Source organism: Colwellia ponticola (assembly GCF_005885605.1).
Lineage (GTDB): Bacteria > Pseudomonadota > Gammaproteobacteria > Enterobacterales > Alteromonadaceae > Colwellia > Colwellia ponticola.
Genome location: NZ_SZVP01000002.1, coordinates 1 through 17,490 on the forward strand (window position 1 = coordinate 1; position 17,490 = coordinate 17,490).

Genomic DNA, 17,490 nt, shown 5'->3' on the forward strand with positions numbered 1-17,490 from the left:
GTGAAACACCAGCGGCAGACGATGACAATACTGAGTTAAGCGATCCTGATGACATTGATGCTTTACTTGAGTCAATGTCAGGTGAAACACCAGCGGCAGACGATGACAATACTGAGTTAAGCGATCCTGATGACATTGATGCTTTACTTGAGTCAATGTCAGGTGAAACACCAGCGGCAGCAAAAGCACCCGCGCTAGAAAATTCTATTGCAGAGGAGGCTGAAAAGGTTGATCCAACACCAGCAGTACAGCCAGAAATAAAAGCTGATGAAATGCCTACGCTAACCAGTGAAGAGCAAAAAATTCAAGATGAAATCGCAGAAAATGAAGCGAAGATAGCTGAGTTTACAGCTGAATATGTTACACCATTTTTAACCGCTGACTTTAGCGATATTTTAACTAAGGAAAGTAGCTCTGCTCCCGTTAGTGAAACTTTAGAACATGATCAAGATAATGAATTAAATGACGATTTTGATATTGATGCTTTAATTGCTGATAACACTAATTATAATGAATCGTTATCAAATGTTGAAGAAGAAAAAGACGATATTGGTGATGATCTAACAGATTCACTCACGAATAAATCGGCTAAGAATAACGTTAGTGATGGTTTTAGTGAATCTGAGTTAAGTCATTTGTTATCTGAAGAGTCAGCTGAAGAGTCAGAGCTTGTCGCAGAAAATTCACCTGATTTTAACGATGAAGATGTATTAGCTGACTTATTAAAAGAAACTGCAGATGAAGAGTTAATTGACGATGGTGATGAGCGAAGTACTATTGAAGCGCTAGGTAATGTCGATTTTGATGAGTTATTAGCTAATATTGAAGAGGAATCAGCAACCACATCAACAGATAATGATTATATTGGTGACGATATAGGAGATAGCTTAGTTGATGTGGATCTTAGCGCAAATAATGATACTGGTTCGCCAAGTGCGGCACAGGTTGAAAGTTATGTCACTGTTGATGACCTACTTTCTGATAGTTTAGCTGACACCGATGTATCAGAGCCTTATGAAAAAACTAATATTGATGTTGGCTTAGGTCAGTACGCTGATAATAACCAAGGTATCGATGTTGATGAAAATGGTTCAATGTCGAGTCAATTAGATTTAGCAAAAATGTATCTAGAAATGAATGACCAAGAAAATGCACAAGTTATTTTACAAGAGGTGCTTTTAAAAGGAGATACAACACAAAAAGCTGAAGCGAAAAAGTTATTAGATTCAATCTAGGGTGTTAATATTAAGTACTAACTTTAGCAGTTAATTTAAGATATTAATTACCTAGCTCATATTGATAATAGCCTAACAGAGTAAAATAAAGGATAATACGCAGCGACAATAATCTCATCACTAAGAAGGCAGACTTGCATGCGTTATGCGTTAGGCATTGAATACGATGGTAAAAACTATTGTGGTTGGCAACGCCAAAATAATGTTATTACGGTACAAGAAAAAGTAGAAAAGGCATTATCTAAAATTGCTGATGAACCCATAGCTGTTATTTGTGCCGGTCGTACTGATACTGGTGTTAATGCGACTAACCAGGTTATTCATTTTGATACCTCAAAAACGCGCAAAGATATTGCTTGGACATTAGGGGTAAATACACATTTACCTTGTGATATTGCCATAGCCTGGGTAAAAAGAGTTGGTGATGATTTTCATGCTCGCTTTAGTGCTACAGCGCGTAATTACCGTTATATTATTTATAATAAACCGCTCAGATCCGCTATTTTAAGTCATGGCATCAGCCACTTTCACTATGCTCTTGATGAAAACCTTATGCAACAAGGGGCCGATTTTCTTATAGGACAGCATGATTTTACCTCATTTAGAACAGTGCACTGTCAATCTCATTCAGCTATTCGTACTATTAAACATTGCCGCATAACAAGACAGGGTGACTATATTGTGGTTGATATTAAAGCGAATGCTTTTTTACATCACATGGTACGAAATATTGTTGGTAGTTTAATGCGCGTTGGTCAAGCACAAGAAACGCCACAATGGATGAAAGAAGTCCTGTTAGCTAAAAATCGCTGTGTTGCTGGAGTGACTGCGCCACCAGAAGGGTTATACTTTGTTGATGTTGATTACCCCGAGCATTTTGAGTTACCTAAAAGCCGTTTAGGGCCTTTATTTTTATAATTTTTATCTTTATTGCTTTTTAAATTAGCATTTTAAAGAGCAATTATCAGTTAAAAATTAACCGAATTAATACTATTTACTCAGCAGACCAGTTTTTTCTATATTGTATAGGTTATAGTATGGTTTAATATGCGGTTTATAGTAGTGGCTGTTAATTTTTGGGGTATTATCTCTACAAGAATTTAACCATGAAAAGATCAACAAGTCCTAAATATTAGTTTACACTAACGTTTAGTGGTCCTTCTCCATCAATAAATCGACAGATATTTCGTTGCAACAGGCAAAATAAAATTATGAGCTGGATAGAAAAAATTCTCCCAAGAGCAAAAAACACCCAAAAAAGTAATATTCCTGAAGGCGTATGGAGTAAATGTAACTCATGTAATGCGGTACTTTATAAAAGCGAATTAGAACGACAAATATCAGTTTGTCCTAAATGTGATCATCACATGCGCATTAGTGCACGTAAACGTATTGATAGTTTTCTTGATCAAGATAATCGTCAGGAATTAGGGGAAGAGTTTGAAGCACAAGATATTTTAAAGTTTAAAGACTCTAAAAAATATAAAGATCGCCTCAGTGCCGCCCAAAAAAGTACCGGTGAAAAAGATGCCCTTGTAGTGATGAAAGGTGAACTACATGGTATGCCTGTCGTTGTTGCTGCTTTTGAGTTTGGGTTTTTAGGTGGTTCCATGGCTTCTGTTGTTGGGGCTCGTTTTGTTAAAGGTGCTGAATATTGCTTAGAGCATAATATTCCTTTTATATGTTTTTCTGCCAGTGGCGGTGCGCGTATGCAAGAAGCGCTTTTCTCTTTAATGCAAATGGCTAAAACAAGTGCCGCACTCGCTAAAATGAGCGAAAAAGGCCTACCTTATGTTTCCGTATTAACGGATCCTACTATGGGTGGAGTTTCAGCCAGTTTAGCTATGCTAGGTGACATTAATGTTGCCGAGCCTAAAGCACTTATTGGTTTTGCTGGCCCTCGTGTTATAGAACAAACAGTGAGAGAAAAACTACCTGAAGGCTTCCAGCGTAGTGAATTCTTATTAGAAAAAGGCGCTATTGATATGATTGTTGATCGCCGTGAAATGAGAATAACCTTAGCACGTATGTTGGCTAAGTTTATGGGATGCGATAGCGTAGTTTCATAAATGAGATTAGCCCGTAGTCGTTAGTATCTGTTTTACTCAAACTACCTTTTTACTCAAATTAGCTATTGATAAAATAAATGTCAAAATACAATTCAAGCCACTATCAAGATTTTATTCATCTCGATCAGTGGCTTTCTTATTTAGAAAATTTACATAGCAGTGAGATAGATCTCGGCTTATCTCGCATTGGTAAAGTTGCGACACGTTTAGCTATTGATTTAAGCTTTGCTAAGGTAATTACGGTTGCAGGTACTAATGGTAAAGGCACTACTTGTGCTTTTATCGAAAATGCCTTACTCAGCTGTGATGGTATTGACGCTGAGCAGGGTGTTGCTGTTTATTCATCTCCTCATATTGTACATTTCAATGAGCGACTTCGAATTAATAAAGAAGATATAGCAGATCAGCCGTTAATAGAGGCTTTTAAGCTGATTGAACATGCTCGAGCAGAAATTTCACTAAGTTATTATGAATATACAACGTTAGCAGCACTACTGGTGTTAATGCAGGTTAGACCTCGTTTCATTATTCTTGAAGTTGGCCTTGGCGGACGCTTAGATGCCACTAACATTATTAATGCGGATATTGCTGTTATTACCACAGTAGATCTTGACCATCAAAGTTTTCTTGGGAATGACCGAGAGACTATCGGTTTTGAAAAAGCGGGTATTATGCGAGCAGAGCAAGATATTGTTATTGGTGATACGAATACACCTAAGTCTGTCTTGGCACATGCCAACCATTTGCATAAAAATAATGAAGAAAGAGTTTTTGTACGTGACCGAGATTTTACTGTTACTAGCAAAGAGTGCCTATGGCACTGGCAATCAAAAAAAGTACAGTTAACAGGATTACAAGCACCTTATATTCCTCGTGATAATGTCGCGACCGCATTAATGGTGTTAGAACAGCTTAACGTTTCTCTTACTACTCAATTTGTCAATGATGTTATTTCAAAAACTAAGCTAGCAGGACGGACAGAGCTCGTAAAGCAAAAAGGTCGCTGTGATGTCATTCTTGATGTTGGACACAACCCTCAGGCAACTCGTTACCTTGCCGGTTACCTTAAGCAAGTAAAAGCGCTGAATAACTATCAGCATATTTATGCGGTAGTATCTATGCTTGCTGATAAAGACATTAGTGCGAGTTTAGAAGCATTAAAAAATGATGTTGATTTTTGGTATACTGGTGCATTAAGTGTACCAAGAGCGGCGACAACACAAATGATGACGAGTAAATTAGCTTTATTGAGTGATGAGGTAAATGCTTTTGATAATATTGCTGAGGCATTTAACATGGCGAATCAACAAGCGAGTGCTGCAGACTTAATTCTTGTTTTTGGTTCTTTTTTTACGGTTGCAAAGATAAAATCTCAGCTGCTATTTGTTAGTTAAATCGAATTTACTTAGGAGTGTCTCGTGTCTACACCGTTTCAAAATCGCCTTGTCGGTACTATTATTGTTGCAGCCATTGTTATTATTTTCTTACCTGATTTACTTGATGGTGAAAAAAAGTCAGCAAAAAATGATTTTGAGCCTATTCCCCAAGTAGATACCTTTTCAGGTGAACTAACAAATAAACCCTTTCCTGAAGATAAATTAGTCCGAAAAAATATTGCACCAATCTCAAATGAAAAAGCTATTGATGATGATATACCTAGTCGCAGTAATGCCAATACTAGCCAAGGTGTTGTTGATAATTTAGCCGTGAAAACACCGGTAATCAAAGATAAAGTATCACAAGCTACCGTAAATACTACCACAGAGCCTGAGAGTAAAGCCGTCAGTAAGCCAAGTGAAAGTTTACCTGAAAAAGCTATTGCTAAAGAAGCTTGGGTTATTCATTTAGGTAGCTTTAGAAACAAAAATAATGTTGACGAGTTAGTGAAAAAATTAAATGCTAAAGGCTATGTAACGTTCACCAAGCCTATAAAAACAAAGCAAGGTATGCTAACTAAGGTGATCATTGGCCCTGAGCTAATTAAGTCATCAATGGTTAATAAGTTACCTGCTTTACATGAGCTTACGGGGATCCAAGGTAAGGTCGCTTATTTCGAAGTAAATAAATAGCGGTTTCTATAAAATACTAGGCATTGTTTTGCTAATACTGGTAGAATTCGCGCCTCTGATTTCTAAAAAACTCAATGAGACACTCAAATTATGGTTTGGATAGACTACACCATTTTAGCCATTATAGGCATATCTACATTAGTTAGTTTAATACGTGGCTTTGCCAAAGAAGCGGTATCCTTGATTATTTGGATCAGTGCTTTCTTCATTGCCAGTAGTTTTTACGGAAATCTAGCAAATTTATTAACCAATATTTCTGATCCATTTTTACGCAATGCCGCAGCCGTGGCCATTCTTTTCATTACCACTTTAATACTTGGCGCTTTAGTTAATTACCTTATTGGCCAACTAGTCAGTAAAACAGGCCTTTCTGGTACTGATCGTATTTTAGGGCTTGTTTTTGGTGCGCTTCGTGGCGTACTTATCGTCAGTGCTTTATTATTTTTTGTTGATGCTTTTACTGGAGCAGCAAAAACGCCGTGGTGGCAGAGTTCGCAATTAATACCAGAGTTTACTTTGGTTGTTGAGTGGTTTTTTGAGTATCTCAAAGGAACCTCAAGTTTTTTAACCTAACTGTTACTGTTTTATTCGTAATGGCTAGGCTCATACAGAGTCAATCTGTATACAGTAATTTATGGGATATTATGTCAATATCTTCAAATTCAATCTTAAGACGTTGTTTAATGTCAGACTAGGCAAACCGCCTAGTTTATATAAGTATTGTCAGCATTTTTTTGTGGAGAGAGTTTTATGTGTGGTGTTGTAGGTATTGTTGGTAAAACCCCTGTTAGTCAAAATATATATGATGGATTAACCGTGCTGCAGCATCGTGGTCAAGATGCCGCAGGTATAGTAACCATTCATAATAATACTTTTAGATTAAGAAAAGGTAATGGCCTGGTTAAAGATGTTTTTCATACCCGTCATATGCTTCGTTTACAAGGGAATATTGGTATTGGTCATATTCGTTATCCAACAGCGGGAACGTCTAGCTCTTCAGAAGCACAGCCTTTTTATGCGAACTCACCTTTTGGTATCTCGTTAGCTCACAACGGTAATTTAACCAACGCAGAAGAATTAAGAAAATGGTTATTTAATGAGGCTCGCCGTCATGTTAATACCACGTCAGATTCAGAAGTTTTGCTAAATATTTTAGCGCATGAATTACAACAAAGTAAAAGCATAACACTTGCTCCTGATGATATCTTCAATGCAGTTGCTAACGTGCATAAACGTGTCCGAGGTGCATACGCTACAGTCGCGTTAATTGTTGGTCACGGTATGGTTGCTTTTCGAGATCCTAATGGCATACGTCCACTAGTGTTTGGCAAGCGAGAAACTGAGTTGGGTGTTGAATATATGGTTGCCTCTGAATCGGTTGCGCTTGATGCATGCTGTTTTGAGTTTGTGCGTGATGTTGCACCTGGCGAAGCTATTTTCTTTTCAGAAAATGGTCAAATTCATAGTCAACAATGTTCTGATAACCCAGTTTATAGTCCGTGTATTTTTGAATTTGTTTATTTTGCTCGTCCTGACTCAACCATGGATAAAATGTCTGTCTATGCCTCACGTGTAGAAATGGGTACTAAGTTAGGTGAAAAAATAGCAGTAGAATGGCAAGATGTTGATATTGACGTTGTTATTCCAATTCCAGAAACATCTTGTGATATTGCGTTGCAAATAGCACATCACCTTGACTTGCCTTACCGTCAAGGCTTTGTTAAAAACCGCTATATTGGCCGTACTTTTATTATGCCAGGGCAAGAGCAGCGTAAAAAATCGGTACGTCAAAAACTTAATGCGATTAAAGCAGAGTTTAAAGGTAAAAATGTATTACTCGTAGATGACTCTGTTGTGCGTGGTACAACCTCTGAGCAAATTATTAATATGGCACGTTCTGCTGGCGCTAATAAGGTCTACTTTGCTTCAGCTGCACCAGAAGTACGCTTTCCTAATGTTTACGGTATAGATATGCCAAGTGCTAATGAATTAATTGCACATGGTCGTGAATTAGATGATATTTGTGATTTAATTGGCGCAGATAAGCTAATATTCCAATCTATTGAAGATTTAATCACCGCTGTTAGTGTTGGTAATCCAGAAATTAAGACTTTTGATACTTCGGTGTTTGATGGTAACTACGTCACTAATGATATAGACCAAAAATATTTAGAAAGGTTAGATGCTTTGCGTAATAACACCAGTAAAGAAGCGTCAGACAAAAACGCTGACTCTATCATTGATATGTATAATGAAGGCGCAGAGTAAGGCTTAAACGACTTACCTCCCTGAAAAATAAAAACACAAAAAAGCCTTATTTGTTAAATACAAATAAGGCTTTTTTTATTAGCTTTCGTTAACTAAATCTAAGTTAATAAGTTTAAATTAAGCAATAAACTCAGGACCAAAGCCCATAGTCCACATCATTGCAGTAAATGCCATTAAAGTCACCAACAAGACTAAACCAGCGGTTACCACTGAGCTTGAGTAAATAAAGCCTTTGTCTTCAGGGATGTTCATCATAATAGGCACACCTGAATAAAGTAAGTATACCGAGTAAGCTAAAGCAGCCATGCCACATAAAGCAACAAACCATAATACGGGGAACAAAGCCGTAATACCGACCATCAGTAATGGTGTTGCTGTATAAGCAGCAAGCTCTAACGCTTGAATAAAGTTAGGTTTAGAATCGAATGTTTTGGCCATCCATTGTATTAGGTAGGCTAAAGCGAATACGCCAAAAACTAAGGCGAAGTACATACTAATAGCCATCATTTGTGCAGTAGGAATACTGACTTTAATAGGGTCGCCTGCACCAATGGTCCAACCTATATAAGCAGCAGCATAATAACTACATATTGCGGGGATTAACGATATAGTTAAAATATGGATTAAGCTGTAGCTTAAGCTCTCATGGCGTTTTTCAATAACATGCCACTCTTCTTTAGGGTGGGTATACAATCCCCAAATGTGGTTTAGTATCATAATTAATCCTCTCGCACGTAAGTATTTGAAAAGTACTTGGTAGCTCATTCATAGTTATAACTTATTATTTTTATATAAGTTATATGTAAAAGTTAAATATCTACACAATGACTACTTCTATTCTTATTACACTCTTAGTTATGAAAGATATAAGGTGATCCGTCAAGCTATCTTGATTAAATAAACAACAAAGCTCTATTAGATATGTTTTTAATAACTTTAAGTTATAAATAAATAACTATTTAAGCTAAAAGCTAGCTTATTTTGGTTCGCACTACAGACATTACCTCAATACTAAAGCCTGCAATAAGTTCAGTGTCAGGATAATAAGTTAGATTAACTCTTTGTCCTTGTAAGCTTTTATAGTGTTTTTTGCGTTTATATTTAAAGGGCACATCAATGTTATCTAGCATTAGGGTATTAATTATCCAGTCATCAGTTTCTCGTTGAACATGAGATACCACTTTCATATTTTCGCTGTGCGTTAAATTTTCATGTTTCTTTAGCAACGTTTGAGCGGCATTTTTATTGGTCAGTACTTTTTTTAGTGTTGAGGACATAAAGTTATACCTGTGTAAGGGAAAAACATATTTTGCTAGTATCTCAATAAATACGAGTTGAAAACAGGGTAGTGATTAAAAAGACAGATAAATGGCTATCACTGATATCATCACAATCTATTAATTTTGGTAAAGAATATAACTATTCATGTTAAAATAGGCTTAATGATTAAAACATATTGAACTCAAAAGTAATGTACCAAGAATTATTAACTCCTATTAACGCTTTTTTAAAATGCTCTACGCCCGCTGCTTGGGTTGATGAAGCTAAAAAATCAGAAAATTTACCAATCCTTCTTCGAGATCATTTGATTTGTGAGTTAAAAGCTTCTCAAAGTGCATTATTTCTACTTAAGCGTTATGCCTTAACGTCAGAAGGAGTAGAGCAATTAACAGATCTTATGAAACCTTATGAGAACTTTGCTTATAAGCGGATAGGTAATACTGAAACGCTTAAAGGGATGAATGTTTTATCTAAGTCGATTAAAGCGAAACCTGATTGTTCATACGGACAAGATATGGTTGATAAAATGGTGCTATTAATAAGAGAAGAGTTACATCACTTTTATCAAGTGCTAGAGATTATTGAAGAAAATAATATCCCTTATGATCCTATCCCCGCATCACGCTATGCTAAAGGTATGCTTAAAAATGTGCGTACTTATGAGCCAGAAGCATTAATTGATAAGTTAATTATTGGTGCGTATATAGAAGCGCGCTCTTGTGAACGATTCGCTAAAATAGCGCCGCATCTTGACCCTAAAATAGGTAAATTCTATTTATCTCTACTTCGCTCGGAAGCTCGACATTATCAAGACTATTTAGCCCTAGCCGAACAGATTTCAAAAGTAGATATAACAGACAGAGTTAATTTTTTTGCTGATATTGAAGCAGAGCTTATTCAGTCATCTGATGATGACTTTAAATTCCACTCTGGTAGCCCAGTCTAATTGATATGTTGTTTGTGCTTAGCCTTAATAAAACTTGATGAAGTAATATATTACTAAGCACTTCAGTAAGTTAGTTAACTTAACTTAGCCATACTATTTAGTTACTGAGGCAGTGGTTGATATAAGAGCTCAATAGAATCAGGAGTTACTTTAAGCCATGCACCTTGTTCATACCAATCACCTAACACTATACGTTGAGCGCTAGCGCCATTAGCACACAACTGATGTACGGCGGGTCTGTGTGTATGACCATGAATTAAGAGTTGACTGTTATATTCCTCTAAGCACTTGACCACTTCATTTTCAGTGACATCCATAATATCTTGTGATTTTATCGCGGTAGCGGCAGCACTTTTTTTTCTATAGTTTTCAGCTATTTTTTTTCGCACAAATAAAGGTAGGCTTTTTATTGCTGCTTGCCACCACCACGTGCGTGATTTTTTTCTAAAGTGCTGATAGTCAACATCGCGTGTACACAAGGTATCACCGTGCATTATAACGACATGTTGGCCATAAAGATCTATGGTTTTTATTTCAGGCAGTAACGACATACTTGCTTTTTTAGCGTAGCGTTTACCTAAAAGAAAATCTCTATTGCCATGAATGTAAAATATTTCTGTCCCTGAATTACTCAGTGTAGTCAGCGCATCAGCAATATTTTTCAAATAAGGGCTGTCGTCGTCATCACCGACCCAAGCTTCAAATAAGTCGCCTAAGATATAAAGCTTTTCAGCTTGTTTGGCATCAGTGTTTAAAAAATTTAAAAAACAGGCGCTTATATCAGGCCTGTTTTCGCTTAAATGTAGATCAGCAATAAAGTAACTTATTGCTGATCTTTTATTTTTATTCTTATCAGTCATTACAATGTGCTGAAATTATTCAACAATCGCTGATTCAACGACTATATCTTCTTTGGGTACATCGCCATGACCGTGTAAATTACCAGTTTCAACTAAGGTCATTTTATCAACAATGTCCATACCTTCAACCACATTACCAAATACACAGTAGCCCCAGCCTTGCATATTTTCAGCAGTAAAATCGAGGAAGTTATTATCGGTTAAGTTAATGAAAAACTGTGCAGATGCTGAATGAGGCTCTTGAGTTCTTGCCATAGCTAAGCTACCGCGTTTGTTACTTAAACCGTTGTTAGCTTCATTTTTAATGCTAGCACGAGTTTCTTTCTCTTCTAAGCCTGGAGCAAAACCACCACCTTGTGCCATAAAGCCTTTAATAACACGGTGAAAAATAGTGCCATTATAATGACCTTCTTCAACATATTGTTGGAAGTTTTTAGCAGTAACCGGCGCGTTATCGAAGTCTAATTCAATTTTGATATCGCCAAGGTTGGTTTTTAATACGATCATAGTTGTCTCTCAGTTAGTGTTAATAAAAGTGTTAATAAATAATTAGTAAATTAATTGCGATAATTGTACGCTAACTTGCTATAAAGTGCATTAGTATTGGTGATCCTTTAGGTTTGTTAAGGTACAATTAGCCGCCCTTATTTAAGGTGTAGTTAAGGTTGCCAGTTAAGATGACTAGTTAACTTAACTAGTCAGCGTTACTATCCATCATATTATTAAATAATAATCTATTCAGTAGGAGTCATAAAACATCATGTTGCAGATTTACAACACCTTAAGTCGTAAAAAAGAAACCTTTACACCAATTAATCCAGGTAAAGTCGGCTTATATGTTTGTGGTTGCACTGTTTATGATTTATGTCACATTGGTCACGGTCGTACTTATATTAGCTTTGATAATATAGCCCGTTATTTACGATTTTCCGGTTATGAAGTCAATTATGTTCGTAACATTACCGACGTTGAAGATAAAATAATTAATCGTGCTAATGAAAATAATGAAACACCAGAAGCCTTAACTCAGCGTACTATTGCGGCAATGCACCAAGACTTTGATGCACTTAATATGGCCAGACCTGATTTAGAGCCTAGAGTAACCACTCACATGGATGAAATCATTACTATGATTGAAACCTTAGTGGCTAAAGAGCATGCTTATGTTGCAGGCGAAAATGCTCAAGAAACTGGGCAGGGCGATGTTTTGTTTGATGTGTCGAGTTATGCGAATTACGGTAAGCTTAGCGGTCAAAATCTTGAGCAATTACAAGCCGGTTCACGGGTAGATGTTGATCAAAATAAACATAACCCACTTGATTTTGTTTTATGGAAATCGGCTAAGCCGGGTGAGCCAAGCTGGTCATCGCCATGGGGTGAAGGTCGTCCTGGTTGGCATATTGAATGTTCGGCGATGAACGCTAAGGAGTTAGGTCATCATTTTGATATTCATGGTGGCGGCTCTGATTTAACCTTCCCTCATCATGAAAATGAAATTGCTCAAAGTTGTTGTGCGCTTAATACTCCTTATGTCAACTACTGGATGCACACAGGTATGGTACAAGTTGACCAAGAAAAAATGTCTAAATCGTTAGGTAATTTTTTTACTATACGTGATGTATTAGCACAATATGATGCTGAAACAGTGCGTTTCTTCTTAACAACAGGTCACTACCGTAGCCAGTTAAACTATTCTGTTGATAATTTAACACAAGCAAGAGCTTCGGTAGAGCGCATTTATACCTCGCTTCGTGATGTAACCATACCAAGTGATTATGTGCTAGATAGAGAATCGAGTGTTGTAAAACAGTTTTGCCAAGCCATGGATGATGATTTTAATACGCCACAAGCATTGGCGGTGTTGTTTGAATTATCAAAAGAGTTAAATGTTGCTAAGGCCGATAATAACGAGGCTTTAGCCAGTGATTTAGCCTCTACGTTAGTTGCGCTAGGTGAGGTTATTGGTTTATTACAACTTGACCCCGCTGCTTTTTTACAAGGTGACAATGATAATGATGAAGTGGCGATAATTGAAGCGCTTATTGTGCAACGTAACCAAGCTCGTAGTGATAAAGATTGGGCGCTTGCCGACGATGCTCGTGACAAATTGAATGCCATGAATGTTATTTTAGAAGACAGTGCCGGTAAGACCACTTGGCGAAAAGCGTAACTTATTAAGAGTTTAAAGACTAGAAATAACAAAAAGGGTGAGTACTATATTTTAGTATTCACCCTTTTTTTATTCAGTTTTAAGCTACTTAGCTCTAAATATTAGCATGCGGTAAGTGGTAAAATAACGCTACTATTTTGTTCCTTGCTCACAAGCAATAAGCGTATTTTCAATAAGGCTAGCAACGGTCATTGGACCAACACCACCTGGAACAGGAGTAATAAATGCCGCTCTTTCTTTAGCTATGTCAAAACCTACATCTCCTACTAATGTACCGTTATCTAAGCGATTGATACCTACATCAATAACGATAGCGCCTTCTTTAATCCACTCACCTGGAATAAAGTTAGGTCTACCGACCGCTACAACAATCAGATCAGCACTGCGCACTTTACTCTCTAAATCTTTGGTAAAGCGGTGTGTTGACGTTACGGTGCATTTAGCAAGTAACAATTCTAAACCCATAGGGCGTCCAACAATATTAGAGGCGCCAATGACCAGTGCGTCTAAACCTTTAGGATCAACGCCGGTTGATTTGATAAGCGTAATAATACCTTTAGGTGTACAAGGCCTTAAACCCGGTTGTCTTAAGGCTAATTTACCTACGTTAGAAGGGTGGAAGCCATCGACATCTTTAAGTGGGTTGATATGCTCAATAATTAAATCAGCATTTAACCCTTCAGGTAAAGGTAGCTGTACTAATATACCATCGATAGCATCATCGTTATTTAATTCATGTACTAACGCGAGTAACTCTTGCTCAGAAGTAGTCTTAGGTAAATCATAAGAACGAGAAATAAACCCTACTTCTTCACATGCTTTACGTTTACTACCTACATATACTTCTGAGGCAGGATCGCAGCCAACAAGAATAACGGCTAAGCCAGGCGCTCTTTGGCCATTTTTGATACGTAAGTTAACTCTCTCTTTAACTGAATCTCTAAGCTGTTTGGCAATTGCTTTGCCATCGATCAATGATGCTGTCATAAGTCTGCTGTAGGCCTTGGTTATGAATGAAGGTTTAATGGTGTAAACTGATAGCTTACATGGGTAGTTTTAAGTGATGAAACCCATCAGTATTTTGCCATAAACTATATCTGTATTGTAGGTTTACTTTATTTAATAAGCATTTTATTTTAATGCTGCTTATATCGTATTACTAAAATAACAATTAAGTTACTGTCGGTGTAAATAAACAACAATCATCATTGTGGTTAGTGGGATAATTCAGCGACTTGTCTTAAAAATAACCGAACAGCTATTTATTTATAAAAAAGGTTTGACTGAAGTTAAGCAACTCGGTAATATCCGCATCCGTTGAAACGACACAATTCATTGGGTCTGACAACAGCATAAATCGGTGATTAGCGCAGCTTGGTAGCGCACTTGGTTTGGGTCCAAGGGGTCGCAAGTTCGAATCTTGCATCACCGACCACTTATTTTTACTATAAAAATTAAGTGACTATGCCTTTGTAGGGAATTGCGCCCTTAGCTCAGCCGGATAGAGCAACGCCCTTCTAAGGCGTGGGTCGCAGGTTCGAATCCTGCAGGGCGCGCCATATTTAGGTATGGGAATGTTATGGTGGCTATAGCTCAGTTGGTAGAGCCCCGGATTGTGATTCCGGTTGTCGAGGGTTCAAGTCCCTTTAGCCACCCCATCTTTTACTTCTTTCTGAAGTAGTTGATAAAAGTATAAATATCGGTGATTAGCGCAGCTTGGTAGCGCACTTGGTTTGGGTCCAAGGGGTCGCAAGTTCGAATCTTGCATCACCGACCACTTTTATTTTATCTCCTTATTTTATCTCCTTAAATTATCCTCAGTTTAAACTAGTTTCAAAACCAAGTTATTGGTTTGGGTGTTACTAAGTTCAGTCGCCAGTTCGAATCTTGCATCACCGACCACTTTTATTTTATCTCCTTAAATTATCCTCAGTTTAAACTAGTTTCAAAACCAAGTTATTGGTTTGGGTGTTACTAAGTTCAGTCGCCAGTTCGAATCTTGCATCACCGACCACTTTTATTTTATCTTCTTAAATTATCCTCAGTTTAAACTAGTTTCAAAACCAAGTTATTGGTTTGGGTGTTACTAAGTTCAGTCGCCAGTTCGAATCTTGCATCACCGACCACTTTTATTTTATCTTCTTAAATTATCCTCAGTTTAAACTAGTTTCAAAACCAAGTTATTGGTTTGGGTGTTACTAAGTTCAGCCACACTTTGATTTTATAACCTCTTACGCTCTATTAGCACGACTCTAGCTTGACATCATGGGCAGCCCTTTCTGTCCAACTATTGTCAATAGATAAAATCCTAAGTCATGTCGTATTACACCTTGCAACTTTTTTTTGCTATCGCTATAATTCGTCGTCATAAATTTTATAAAATGGCATCATTTGCTATTTACTTCGATAAGTTTATTAAATTTCTATCAAAGTATTAGCATCGATTGATGTATAAAAGCGTAATACGCTAAGTTTTTTTGAGGTATTAAAATGCAAGTTTCAGTTGAGACTACCCAAGGTTTGGAACGTCGTCTGACTATTTCTGTTCCTGCCGAAAAAGTAGATGTAGAAGTTAAGAACCGTCTTCGTCAAATCAGTAAAACACAGCGTATTAACGGTTTCCGTCCTGGTAAAGTTCCACCATCAGTTATTCAAAAACGTTACGGTCAATCAGTACGTCAAGAAGTTGCTGGTGAAGTGATGCAACGTAACTTTGTTGATGCAATTGTTGCAGAAAAAATCAATCCAGCTGGTCGTCCGTCATTTGTTGCTAAAAGTAATGAAGATGGTAAAGCGTTAGAGTTTGAAGCAACGTTTGAAGTATACCCAGTGGTTGAAATTAAAGATTTAGATAAGATCGCTATTGAGCGTCCACAAGTTGAAGTGACAGATGCTGATTTAGATGACATGTTTGTTACGTTACAAAAACAACATCAAACATGGAAAGAAAACAAACGTAAAAGTAAAGAGGGTGATAAATTAACACTTGATTTTACTGGCCGTGTAGACGGTGAAGAGTTTGAAGGTGGTAAAGCTGAAGGTTTTGAATTAGAGCTAGGCGCTGGTCGTATGATCCCTGGTTTTGAGCAAGAAGTTATTGGTATGAAAGCCGGTGATGAGCAAACTATTAAAGTGACTTTCCCAGAAGATTACCATGCAGAAAACCTAAAAGGTAAAGAAGCTGAGTTTGATATTGTTATTCATAAAAATGAAGGCCCGGTATTACCTGAAATTGACGATGAGTTTGCAAAACTTTTCGGCATTGAAGAAGGTGGTGTTGAAGCATTACGTGCTGAAGTAAGTAAAAACATGACACGTGAATTAACACAAGCTGTAAAAGCTAAAGTTAAAACACAAGTACTTGATGGTTTATTAGCCGCACACGATGTTGAACTACCTTCAGCACTTGTTACACAAGAAGTTGATGTGTTACGTCAACAAGCGATGCAACGCTTTCAAGGCCAAATGGATCCTAAAAACTTACCACAACTTCCTGCGGAAATGTTTACCGAGCAAGCAGAGCGTCGTGTTAAAATTGGTTTGCTATTAGGTGAAGTCATTAAAATAAATGAACTTAAAGTTGATGACGCTAAAGTAAATGAGTTAATCGCTTCAGCAGCTTCAGCTTATGAAGACCCTAAAGAAGTTATTGAGTACTACGCTAATAACCAAGAGCTTATGCAGCAAATGCAGAACGTTGCTTTAGAAGAGCAAGCTGTTGAGTTTTTAGTTGAAAAAGCTCAAGTGTCAGATAAAAAAGCTAGCTTCAACGAGATCATGAATCCAGAAGCTAAGTAATACTAAGTAAAGTTAAATTTTCATTAGTTTTACATTGACAACTAACTAAGCAATCGCTTAAATTTAATGGCTTGTATGGCAACATACAAGCCATTACTATTTATTAAGGGAAGGTATACTCTTGTTTAATTCTCAAATCACATCTCAAAGAACAGCTCAAGTCTCATCACAAAGCAGTGCAGCAAATATTGAAAGCGCGTTAGTGCCTATGGTTGTTGAACAAACCGCTAAAGGCGAACGTTCATATGATATTTACTCAAGACTGTTAAAAGAACGTGTAATCTTCCTTTGCGGTCAAGTTGAAGACCATATGGCTAACTTGATCATCGCGCAGTTATTATTCTTAGAATCTGAAAGTCCAGATAAAGATATTTATTTGTATATAAATTCGCCAGGTGGCTCGGTAACTGCTGGTATGGCAATTTACGACACCATGAAGTTTATTAGACCTAATATCAGCACGGTTTGTATTGGTCAAGCGGCAAGTATGGGCGCATTTTTATTATCAGGTGGTGAAAAAGGTAAGCGTTATTGTTTACCTAATGCTCGCGTAATGATTCATCAGCCTTTAGGTGGCTTCCAAGGTCAAGCTTCAGACTTTGAAATTCATGCTAAAGAAATATTATTTATAAAAAATAAATTAAACAAATTAATGGCTGACCATACAGGCCAGTCTTTAGAGAAAGTATCTAAAGATACAGACAGAGATAACTTTTTAAGTGCTGAGGCAGCGGTTGAATATGGTTTAGTTGATGCCATATTAGAGCAACGTAACGATAAATAGTGTTTCGGTG

At 37.1% G+C, this 17,490-nt stretch carries 16 protein-coding genes and 4 tRNA genes; 15 read left to right on the forward strand and 5 right to left on the reverse strand.

The window, feature by feature from the left end:
- The 7 genes from FCS21_RS03035 to purF form a co-directional block, all read left to right on the forward strand.
- Positions 1-1,235, forward strand: a 1,235-nt coding sequence (locus FCS21_RS03035) for a FimV/HubP family polar landmark protein (protein ID WP_138620537.1), incomplete at its 5' end; no start/stop codon positions are given.
- 138 nt (positions 1,236-1,373) lie between these two features.
- Positions 1,374-2,153 carry a tRNA pseudouridine(38-40) synthase TruA gene (gene truA, locus FCS21_RS03040; protein WP_138620538.1) on the forward strand — a complete coding sequence of 260 codons (780 nt, stop codon included), beginning with the start codon at positions 1,374-1,376 and terminating at the stop codon, positions 2,151-2,153.
- A 293-nt stretch (positions 2,154-2,446) separates the two neighbouring features.
- Positions 2,447-3,304 carry an acetyl-CoA carboxylase, carboxyltransferase subunit beta gene (gene accD, locus FCS21_RS03045; RefSeq protein ID WP_138620539.1) on the forward strand — a complete coding sequence of 286 codons (858 nt, stop codon included), beginning with the start codon at positions 2,447-2,449 and terminating at the stop codon, positions 3,302-3,304.
- Positions 3,305-3,381: 77 nt separating this feature from the next.
- The gene (gene folC / locus FCS21_RS03050; protein ID WP_138620540.1) at positions 3,382-4,698 is read left to right on the forward strand and encodes a bifunctional tetrahydrofolate synthase/dihydrofolate synthase; all 1,317 of its coding nucleotides are present in this window, start codon (positions 3,382-3,384) and stop codon (positions 4,696-4,698) included.
- Between the two features lie 24 nt (positions 4,699-4,722).
- A complete protein-coding gene (locus FCS21_RS03055; protein WP_138620541.1) occupies positions 4,723-5,373 on the forward strand; it encodes an SPOR domain-containing protein in 651 nt (216 codons plus the stop codon).
- A 90-nt stretch (positions 5,374-5,463) separates the two neighbouring features.
- The gene (locus FCS21_RS03060; protein ID WP_138620542.1) at positions 5,464-5,946 is read left to right on the forward strand and encodes a CvpA family protein; all 483 of its coding nucleotides are present in this window, start codon (positions 5,464-5,466) and stop codon (positions 5,944-5,946) included.
- A 177-nt stretch (positions 5,947-6,123) separates the two neighbouring features.
- Positions 6,124-7,641, forward strand: a complete 1,518-nt coding sequence (gene purF, locus FCS21_RS03065; RefSeq protein WP_138620543.1) for an amidophosphoribosyltransferase — start codon at positions 6,124-6,126, stop codon at positions 7,639-7,641.
- A 117-nt stretch (positions 7,642-7,758) separates the two neighbouring features.
- Here the strand turns inward: purF and FCS21_RS03070 are convergent, their stop codons facing one another.
- Together FCS21_RS03070 and FCS21_RS03075 are read right to left on the reverse strand one after the other, a co-directional pair.
- The gene (locus FCS21_RS03070) at positions 7,759-8,358 is read right to left on the reverse strand and encodes a Yip1 family protein (protein WP_138620544.1); all 600 of its coding nucleotides are present in this window, start codon (positions 8,356-8,358) and stop codon (positions 7,759-7,761) included.
- Between the two features lie 254 nt (positions 8,359-8,612).
- Positions 8,613-8,918: a hypothetical protein gene (locus FCS21_RS03075; RefSeq protein ID WP_138620545.1), complete on the reverse strand. Its 306-nt coding sequence runs from the start codon at positions 8,916-8,918 to the stop codon at positions 8,613-8,615.
- Between the two features lie 194 nt (positions 8,919-9,112).
- On the opposite strand from FCS21_RS03075, the gene miaE reads away from it, so the two are divergent.
- Positions 9,113-9,868, forward strand: a complete 756-nt coding sequence (gene miaE / locus FCS21_RS03080) for a tRNA isopentenyl-2-thiomethyl-A-37 hydroxylase MiaE (protein WP_138620921.1) — start codon at positions 9,113-9,115, stop codon at positions 9,866-9,868.
- A 101-nt stretch (positions 9,869-9,969) separates the two neighbouring features.
- On the opposite strand, the gene FCS21_RS03085 is transcribed toward miaE, so the two are convergent.
- Positions 9,970-10,728 (reverse strand): UDP-2,3-diacylglucosamine diphosphatase, encoded by a 759-nt coding sequence (locus tag FCS21_RS03085; protein ID WP_138620546.1) that lies wholly within the window; start codon positions 10,726-10,728, stop codon positions 9,970-9,972.
- A gap of 15 nt (positions 10,729-10,743) precedes the next feature.
- A complete protein-coding gene (locus FCS21_RS03090; RefSeq protein ID WP_138620547.1) occupies positions 10,744-11,235 on the reverse strand; it encodes a peptidylprolyl isomerase in 492 nt (163 codons plus the stop codon).
- Between the two features lie 253 nt (positions 11,236-11,488).
- Here FCS21_RS03090 and cysS point away from each other — a divergent pair, with 253 nt between their 5' ends.
- Positions 11,489-12,898 carry a cysteine--tRNA ligase gene (gene cysS / locus FCS21_RS03095; RefSeq protein ID WP_138620548.1) on the forward strand — a complete coding sequence of 470 codons (1,410 nt, stop codon included), beginning with the start codon at positions 11,489-11,491 and terminating at the stop codon, positions 12,896-12,898.
- A gap of 132 nt (positions 12,899-13,030) precedes the next feature.
- Here the strand turns inward: cysS and folD are convergent, their stop codons facing one another.
- Entirely contained in the window at positions 13,031-13,885 is an 855-nt protein-coding gene (gene folD / locus FCS21_RS03100) for a bifunctional methylenetetrahydrofolate dehydrogenase/methenyltetrahydrofolate cyclohydrolase FolD (RefSeq protein ID WP_138620549.1), read from the reverse strand.
- A gap of 371 nt (positions 13,886-14,256) precedes the next feature.
- Here folD and FCS21_RS03105 point away from each other — a divergent pair.
- The 6 genes from FCS21_RS03105 (at position 14,257) to clpP (ending at position 17,480) form a co-directional block, all read left to right on the forward strand.
- Positions 14,257-14,333, forward strand: a tRNA-Pro gene (locus tag FCS21_RS03105).
- Positions 14,334-14,380: 47 nt separating this feature from the next.
- Positions 14,381-14,457 (forward strand) — tRNA-Arg (locus FCS21_RS03110).
- A 23-nt stretch (positions 14,458-14,480) separates the two neighbouring features.
- Positions 14,481-14,556 (forward strand) — tRNA-His (locus tag FCS21_RS03115).
- Positions 14,557-14,598: 42 nt separating this feature from the next.
- Positions 14,599-14,675: transfer RNA gene (locus FCS21_RS03120), tRNA-Pro, on the forward strand.
- A gap of 713 nt (positions 14,676-15,388) precedes the next feature.
- Positions 15,389-16,696 carry a trigger factor gene (tig, locus tag FCS21_RS03125; protein WP_138620550.1) on the forward strand — a complete coding sequence of 436 codons (1,308 nt, stop codon included), beginning with the start codon at positions 15,389-15,391 and terminating at the stop codon, positions 16,694-16,696.
- 136 nt (positions 16,697-16,832) lie between these two features.
- On the forward strand, positions 16,833-17,480 hold the full coding sequence (gene clpP, locus FCS21_RS03130; RefSeq protein ID WP_281279957.1) for an ATP-dependent Clp endopeptidase proteolytic subunit ClpP: 648 nt from the start codon (positions 16,833-16,835) through the stop codon (positions 17,478-17,480).
- Positions 17,481-17,490 lie beyond the last annotated feature (10 nt).